General features: G+C 58.6%; 6 protein-coding genes, 1 tRNA gene and 1 pseudogene. 4 read left to right on the top strand and 4 right to left on the bottom strand.

Going from position 1 to position 7,953, the window contains the following annotated elements; genetic code table 11:
• Nucleotides 1-296 (bottom strand): annotated as a pseudogene (locus tag KW824_RS20970) (IS1595 family transposase); the annotation flags it as partial.
• A gap of 145 nt (nucleotides 297-441) precedes the next feature.
• On the opposite strand from KW824_RS20970, the gene rlmF reads away from it, so the two are divergent.
• Both rlmF and KW824_RS04795 read left to right on the top strand, forming a co-directional pair.
• Nucleotides 442-1,383 carry a 23S rRNA (adenine(1618)-N(6))-methyltransferase RlmF gene (gene rlmF / locus KW824_RS04800; RefSeq protein ID WP_218409059.1) on the top strand — a complete coding sequence of 314 codons (942 nt, stop codon included), beginning with the start codon at nucleotides 442-444 and terminating at the stop codon, nucleotides 1,381-1,383.
• Nucleotides 1,384-1,631: 248 nt separating this feature from the next.
• Nucleotides 1,632-2,354 carry a MaoC family dehydratase gene (locus KW824_RS04795; RefSeq protein WP_042650508.1) on the top strand — a complete coding sequence of 241 codons (723 nt, stop codon included), beginning with the start codon at nucleotides 1,632-1,634 and terminating at the stop codon, nucleotides 2,352-2,354.
• A 60-nt stretch (nucleotides 2,355-2,414) separates the two neighbouring features.
• Here KW824_RS04795 and KW824_RS04790 read toward each other — a convergent pair whose 3' ends face one another.
• On the bottom strand, nucleotides 2,415-3,413 hold the full coding sequence (locus KW824_RS04790) for a DUF481 domain-containing protein (protein WP_218409058.1): 999 nt from the start codon (nucleotides 3,411-3,413) through the stop codon (nucleotides 2,415-2,417).
• 21 nt (nucleotides 3,414-3,434) lie between these two features.
• The gene (locus KW824_RS04785; protein WP_139751763.1) at nucleotides 3,435-4,352 is read right to left on the bottom strand and encodes a L,D-transpeptidase family protein; all 918 of its coding nucleotides are present in this window, start codon (nucleotides 4,350-4,352) and stop codon (nucleotides 3,435-3,437) included.
• Between the two features lie 379 nt (nucleotides 4,353-4,731).
• Between KW824_RS04785 and KW824_RS04780 the strand changes: the two genes are divergently transcribed.
• A tRNA-Ser gene (locus tag KW824_RS04780) sits at nucleotides 4,732-4,821 on the top strand.
• A gap of 138 nt (nucleotides 4,822-4,959) precedes the next feature.
• Here the strand turns inward: KW824_RS04780 and KW824_RS04775 are convergent.
• A complete protein-coding gene (locus KW824_RS04775; RefSeq protein ID WP_218409057.1) occupies nucleotides 4,960-5,406 on the bottom strand; it encodes an SIS domain-containing protein in 447 nt (148 codons plus the stop codon).
• Nucleotides 5,407-5,799: 393 nt separating this feature from the next.
• On the opposite strand from KW824_RS04775, the gene nosR reads away from it, so the two are divergent.
• Entirely contained in the window at nucleotides 5,800-7,911 is a 2,112-nt protein-coding gene (nosR, locus tag KW824_RS04770; RefSeq protein ID WP_256351245.1) for a transcriptional regulator NosR, read from the top strand.
• The last annotated feature ends 42 nt before the right edge of the window (nucleotides 7,912-7,953 follow it).

The raw sequence follows: 7,953 nt of genomic DNA, 5'->3' as shown, positions 1-7,953 counted from the left end.
GCATAGGCTTGCCAGCATTGGGTTTTTCTCAGGCGTGCCAATGGCGTCTTGGTCAAGGTAGAGCAGGTCCGCAAGCATTGTTTACAACGGTAACGCCGCAACCCCCGAGTCCAGCCCCAAGGAGCAAGCTGGTCTGGCTGTGCATGACAATGGGGACAAGCAGGGCAATCCGGTAGCAAGGCGTTAATGCGAGAAGGCAAGCTGGGTTGCTGCAACTCACGCTGAGCGATATGTCGTTGTCGGACAGAGAGTTGCGGGAACAGGGTAAGGAGATGTTGGAAGGCTTGGGTATCCATGATGGAGGCCCTCAAGGTGATGACCTACTCCAAGGTTAGTCTTCCAACACGTAATTGGGACAGCGCCTTTTTTATGGCCCTCGTTTAGACTTTCCGTGGCCGACTCTCTATAGTGTGGCCCCCTTCGATCCTCGGCAGGCCCAGCATGAAGACCCAGCACAAATCCGGATTGCACCCGCGCAATCGCCATCAGACCCCTTACGATTTTGACGCCCTCTGCCAGCGTACCCCCGAGCTGTTGCCCTTCGTGTTCGTCAACGAGCATGGCACCCGGACCCTGGATTTCGCCGATCCGGCCGCCGTCAAGGCGCTCAACCGGGCACTGCTGGCGCTGCACTATGGCATCCAGCACTGGGATCTGCCGCCGGGCTACCTCTGTCCCCCCATCCCGGGCCGGGTCGATTACCTGCACAGAGTGGCGGATCTGCTGGCCGAGAGTGCGGGGGAAGTACCAAGAGGCAAGGGGGTACGGGTGCTGGACATCGGCGTCGGGGCAAACTGCATCTATCCCCTGCTGGGGGCCCGTGAGTATGGTTGGCGCTTCGTGGGATCGGACATCGATCCTGTGTCGGTCAAGGCGGCGGCCCTGCTGGCGGTGAGCAATGGCCTGGGCAGCCAGATAGCATGCCGCCATCAGGACAACCCCAAGCAGATTTTTCGCGGCGTCCTGGGTCCGAAGGAGCGCTTCGCCCTGACCCTGTGCAACCCGCCGTTCCATGCCTCTCTGGCGGAGGCGAGCAAGGGGACTGAGCGCAAGCTGCGCAACCTCGGCAAGGTGGTGACGGGGGCTCCCGTGCTCAACTTCGGCGGTCAGAAGGCGGAGCTCTGGTGCGAGGGCGGCGAGGCGGCGTTTCTGGCCGGCATGATAGAGCAGAGCAAGGCGTTTGCTGGCCAGTGTCTCTGGTTCAGCTCGCTGGTGTCAAAAAAGGAGAATCTGCCTGCCGCACGAAAGGCGCTGGCTCGGGTGGGGGCTCAGGATGTCAGGGTGATCGACATGGCGCAGGGCAACAAGGTGAGCCGGATCCTGGCCTGGAGCTTTCTGGACGAGGCGAGCCGAACCGCCTGGTGGTCTGCCCCCGGCCGCTGAGGAAAAAAGGGGGGGACCAAAAACCCCCAAACCATGCTCTTTGCCAGTTCCGAGGTTTTCCGTCTCGTTGCCGTCACGGTAATCGTTTTTCCGTTTTATATCTGCCCGTTTTTCCCTGGGTGTTAGTGACCACTTTCATCCTCGGTACAGTTGTACGCCGAGATTTTTTTGTACTTACCTGTGAAACTTTCATAAAATGGGACTGGTTAGACCTCTTTACAGGCTTAGAATCGAATAGGGATCGGTAGATGAAAGTTGTCGATTTTCTGAAGCACAAGCGCGAAATCCTGGCGCAGCACCCCTTTGAGCTCAAGGATTGGCTCTCTCCGGCGATCCGTGACTACTGGCGTGAGTTTCAGCAAAAGGCACACCTTCACCCTTTGCTGGGGCGAGTGCTGGATCTGCAGGCCGACCAGTCGCTGGTGCGGCAGCAGCGCGCATCCCAGGCTCAGGCGGTCAACAGCCAGCCGACCCTGATCGAAGAGAACCCGGTAGAACTGAGTGGCGAAGCTGCCACCCTGTACGTCGAGCTGCTGGCCCGGATCGGGGAAGAGACCCATGTGGGTGAGTGGTTACAGATAAGCCAGGGGTTGATCGATCAGTTCGCGGCGGTAACCGGGGATCATCAATGGATCCACACCGACCCCGAGCGTGCGGCGGCCGAGTCGCCGTTCAAGACCACCATCGCCCACGGTTTCCTGACCCTGGCGCTGTTGCCCCAGCTGACCGGCTCGGTGGATGAGGCGACGCCGGAATTCCCGAGCGCCCGCATGGTGGTGAATTTCGGTCTGGAGCAGGTCCGCTTCCCCTATCCGATCAAGGTGGACAGCAACATCCGTGCCCGTACCAAGCTGTCGAGAGTCACCCCTATCAAGGGTGGAATAGAGCTGCTCAAGGAGATCAAGATAGAGATCGAGGGGATCCGCCGCCCGGGTTGCGTCATCGAGTCGGTCACCCGTATCTATTTCTGACGTCCGTCCCTCACGGCGATACACAGGCCCACTTCGGTGGGCCTGTGTCGTTTCTGGGGGCTAGAAGCTGGCGCCCAGGGTGATGATGTGACGCCACTCCTTCTCGCTCACATCCATGTCCAGGCCGTGGTAGTCAAACCAGACATCGTCCCAATCCAGCTCGCTCGACCAGGAGAGACGCAGGTGATCGTTGAAGTAGTACCTGAGCCCCAGGCTGCCGCTGACGGACTGTTTTCTGGTTAGATAGGGGGAGGGTTGATCGACGAACTTTTCATAGCTCCCCTTGCTGAACAGCTCAAACTTCTCCTGCCACAAGTCGAGGGGCTGGCGGTAGTCCCACCCGAGGCTGATGAAGGGATAGTTGATGATCCGTTCGTTGAACAGATCAGAGTTGCTCCACACCTCGGGGGTGAAGTAGGCACGCTCCAGACCGAGCTGACTGATCAACTCCAGGCGGCGTCTCTTGTCATTCCAGAAGCGGTAGCCGGGGCCCGAGGCGTAGTCTATTTCCAGATAGCCTGCCTCTATCAGGTTGTAGTCGATGTCGACGGAGGAACGCAGAAACCAGTGATCGTCGAAGAAGAAGTCGAGCTTGGGCTTGAGCTTGTATTCGTGGCTGTCGGTGACGTTGTTCGCCGTCTCGTAGATATATTCGCCATCCAGACTGTAGCGCCAGTCCAGATTGGCCAGCTCGGTGGAGACCTTGAGGTTGACGTTGTTGGTCTTCTTGGTGCTTTCCTTGAGCTTGATGTTGAGATCGCCGGTGCCGGTCAGGAGCCAGGCATTGACTTCGTCAGGGGAGTCCAGCAGCGGGATCCCCGTCTTGGTCAGCGGTTTCGGCTGCTCCTGTTTGTCCAGCCGCCAGCGTTTGATGGCATGGCGCTGGACGGTCAGGACTTCGCTGTAGGATGGCTTGATGCTGATCTGATCATCCGTGATCTCTTCTATGGTACCGGTCAGGCGATCGCCGTTCTGCATCCACAGGATGTCTGCCATCGCGGCGGAGCCGGGCAGCAGGGTCAGCAGGAGCGTCAGCAGCGGAAGGCCGCATTTCGTCATGGTCATCTCCCGGGAGGGCACTTAGCCACTGACGGGGCGGGGCAGCCCGTTCTTGTCGTCGAGCAGGGCGGTTACCCGGGCCCCGTCTATCTCCGGGGCCGCGATGAACTGCTCGACCTCGGGGGAGAGCACCAGCGGGGCACCTTCGGACATCTCCTCCTCGGTACGGGAAAGGGGGGAATGCACTTCCAGCCAGCGACGGCCATCGGGTTCGACCGCCATCTTGACCGGCTGGTTGATCACCTGCACCCGGGTACCGACAGGCACCAGGCCGAACAACATCTCTATGTCGTCGGGGCGCAGCCGGATGCAGCCCGCGCTGACCCGCAGACCGACTCCGAACTCCTTGTTGGTGCCGTGAATGAGGTAGTCCTTGTTGCCATAGCCCAGGCGCATGGCGAACTTGCCGAGGGGATTGTCCGGGCCCGGGGGCACCACGGCCGGCAGGTCTATGCCCTTTTGCTCCAGCCAGGACTTGCGCACCATGGGACCGGGCACCCAGGTCGGGTTCGGGTTCTTCGCGATGACGGTGGTGGTCATCTCCGGCGTCTCGCGGCCGATGTCGCCGATGCCGATGGGCAATACCATCACCTCCGCCTTGCCCTTGGGGAAGTAATAAAGCCGCAGCTCCGGCAGGTTGATGACGATGCCTTCCCGCGGCACATCGGGCAGCAGCATCTGGGTCGGCAGGGTCAGCCGGGTGCCGGGGGATGGCAAATAGGGATCTACCCCGGGATTTGCCTCGAGCAGCGCCAAAAAGCCAATCTGGGTATGTTTGCCGACCAGTTCCAGGTGATCGCCAGGTTGGACTATGTAATCTTCCAGCTCACCGATGAGACGGCTGCCCGCCGGTGGAAGCGGATAGGTTTTCGACCAGGCCGGTGTGGTCCAGAGGCTGGCAGCGGCCAGCAGCAGTGAGACGATACGGAGATTGCGCATGGTTATTCCTATCGGCAGTTCTCGAGGGAAGCGCTTCCCTCCCAAAAAATGAGCAGAGATTGTCAACCAATCGACAGGGGATTACCAGCGCCAGACCGCGTCTCTCACGGGCCGGATGGAGGCATGTTGAGAGGCATTTTCGGCCCTCAGCCCCCTGTTTTTCAGGAAAAGGCGGATAATCCCGCGTCGGCGCCGAGGGAATAGGCCAAGAGACCACTCCTGACACTGAGGGAGCCGCTAGCTGTCTCAGCCAGCCTGGGCGTAGCAAGGGAAGGGGGTGCGATTCGCCACAGGTTGACGGTTTAATAGCCAGTTGTCTGATCTGCAACGAGATTTACGTTGATTTCCCGCTTACGGTTGGGTCAATATGAGGGCCCGTGGAGAGATGCCGGAGTGGCCGAACGGGATTGACTCGAAATCAATTGTGGCAGCAATGCCACCCAGGGTTCGAATCCCTGTCTCTCCGCCACATATCAAACCCAACCTGTTGATTAGGTTGGGTTTTTTATTTTATCTATTTTTTTGGTATGCAATCCTGATGGATTACCTTGGACACCGACCCTGCCAGGCATCCACGGATTGTTGATACTTCTCTCTAGCAATCATATCAACCAAGGCAACGTAGCCTTGGCGCTATCCGAGATGGCTCCCGCCTAATTTCCAATAGTTGTTGGCTCAACAGCTCGATCACCAGCATGGCGCTTATCTTTGAGTGAAATGAACCCGCTGTCAGCGGTCCTGCCGCTACCAGCAACTGATCTGCGAGGGTGGCGAGCGGGCTGCGACGGGTATTGCCGAGCACTATGATGCTTGCTCCGTGTTCTTTGCCCGGTTGCACCGCATGCAGCAGATCTTTGGTCGAGCCAGAGCTGGAAATCGCTATTACCCCCAGTTTCAGACGGGTGGCATTCATCACAGCTCGATGCATATCGCTGAACTGTTGAGCTGAAATTCCCATACGCAGTAAGCGATAGGTCAGGTACTCCCCGATAATGGCATTCGCGGCAACACCACAGACCTGGTGGACCTTCTCCAACAGTTCGGCACTTTGCACGAGAGCGTCTTGCTTATCAGGGCGCCAGTATCACGCAGCGCCGCCACACTCTCCTCAATCTGTCGTGGTCAACTAAATCCGGGCACGGGGTTAGGCCGGTTTTCGGCTTTTGCTGGCGGTATCCCGTCATCGTCGATATGGGGGCGGATCGGACATAAGTGTGATGGCGATTTAAAATGGGTAATTCATTTGACTATTTAGGTTGACCTGCACTGACCATGAGATTTAAATGGTCACCATTGGCTGTCAACCTGCACTCAGCGGAGCGATTAGGGATGCCATGCCAGGTGGTGTTCCACTCATATTATTGCGGGAAGCAGGCATATGAAGTCGATGATGCGGTCAGAACCTTATCCATTGCTCTTGTCACACCGATTCTGGGGATTGCTGTCGATGGTCTTGCTGCTGAGCTTCTTCAGCACGGGCCTGCTAGCGAAAACCTATCCCGTTGAGCAGACTCGCATCGAGCAGTTTTTTCCGGGCGTCGTTATTTCCAAGGCCACCGGTCCCTATCAGGTTCGCACCCTGAGCAAAGAGGGCAAGCCGATAGGCTATGCCTTCCAGACCATCGATGTCGTGAATATTCCCGCCTACTCGGGCAAGCCCATCAACATGCAGATATTGCTCGACCCCAAGGGGGTGATTGTCGATGCCTATGTGCTCGAGCACCATGAGCCCATCCTGCTGATTGGTATTCCGGAAGCGAAGCTGCATGGTTTTAATGCCAGATATGCAGGCGTTGGAGTGAATCAACGAGTGGTGGTCGGCCACTCTAGCGATCCGGATGCGGTCACGATTGATGCCATCACCGGGGCGACAGTCACCGCCATGGTGGTCAACGAAATCGTCATGCACGCTGCGCACAAGGTGGCGCTGTCACTGAGTCTGGTCGAAGAGAAGAGCGGTGCGAAACCCAAGCCTGCCATGGTGCGCACCGATCGCTATGAGCCCGGAAACTGGGCGACGCTCACCGGCAACGGTGCCATCCGCCGATTGCATCTGACCCGTGGTCAGGTCGATGCGGCGTTCAAAGGGACCGAGGCGCAAGACGTCGGCACTGCAACGGCCGAACAGGTTGATGATACCTTCATCGATCTCTACGTCGCGCACCTGAATCCCCCCTCCATCGGCCGCAATCTGCTGGGGGACAAACAGTTCCAGGTGCTGATGCAGACGCTCCAACCCGGCGAGCAGGCCGTCGCCGTGCTGGGCAGGGGGGAATACTCCTTCAAGGGGTCGGGTTATGTGCGCGGCGGCATCTTCGACCGGGTGCAACTGCGCCAGTTTGGCGACACCATCAGTTTCCGTGACTCGGATTTCCAGCGTCTCGACGATGTCTATGCAGAGGGAATGCCTGAGTTTGACGAGATGGCGATCTTTACCATCCGTGCCCATGCGGCATTTGATCCCGGCTCGCCCTGGAGCCTGGAATTGCTGGTGCGCCGCCAGACCGGGCCGGTCAAGGGGGTCTTCAGCAGTTTTGAGCTTGCTTACCAGTTGCCCGAATCCTATCTGACACGCCCCCTGCCGAGTGCCGAGGAGCTGGCCGCGGCCGAAGAGGCCGCGCGACCGCTGTGGGTGAAGATCTGGTACCAGAAGAGCGTGCAGATCGGCATCATCGGGCTTGCGCTGCTGCTGCTCACCACCATCCTGTTCTTCCAGGACAGGTTCACCCGGCGACCCCATTTTCTGCACTGGCTGCGCCGTGGATACCTGTTGTTCACCGTGACCTACATCGGCTGGTATGCGCTGGGACAGCTCTCGGTGGTCAATGTGCTGACCTTTGTCCATGCGCTGTTCCAAGATTTTCGCTGGGAGCTGTTCCTCACCGATCCCATCCTCTTCATCCTCTGGACCTTCACAGCCGCCACCATTCTGCTCTGGGGCCGTGGCGTGTTCTGTGGCTGGCTCTGCCCGTTTGGCGCGTTGCAGGAGCTGATCAATGAGGCGGCGCGAAAACTGAAGGTCCGCCAGTTCGAACTTCCCTTTGCGGTGCACGAACGGCTTTGGGCCATCAAGTACATCATCCTGCTGGTACTTTTCGGCATCTCGCTGGAGTCGATGCAGATGGCCGAACAGGCCGCCGAAGTGGAACCCTTCAAGACGGCCATCATCCTCGGGTTCGATCGTCAATGGTGGTTCGTGTTGTACGCCGCGCTCCTGCTGGTGATCAACCTCTTCACCCGCAAGGTCTACTGTCGTTACATCTGCCCGCTGGGGGCTGCGCTGGCGATCCCCACCAAGCTACGCCAGTTCGACTGGCTCAAGCGGCGCAAGGAGTGCGGCAGCCCCTGCCAGCTCTGTGCCAAGGAATGCGAGATCCAGGCCATCCACCCGGATGGGCGGATCAACGCCAACGAATGCCACTATTGCCTCGATTGTCAGATGACCTATCACAATGAGCGCAAGTGCTTGCCGTTAGTGATGAAAAACAAACAGGCCAAACGTGGCGGCCAAGGACAGGTTGGTATTGAACGGATACCTGTCACCTCAATTGAAACCTGAACAATCAATAACCCTCGTGAGGCGAGTCCGTTCGCCCCGTCA

This window comes from Aeromonas sp. sif0611 (genome assembly GCF_019218845.1).
In the GTDB taxonomy this organism is placed as follows: domain Bacteria; phylum Pseudomonadota; class Gammaproteobacteria; order Enterobacterales; family Aeromonadaceae; genus Aeromonas; species Aeromonas media.
The sequence above is the reverse complement of the archived record's forward strand: the minus strand, read 5'-3'. Positions and strand labels throughout refer to the sequence as shown.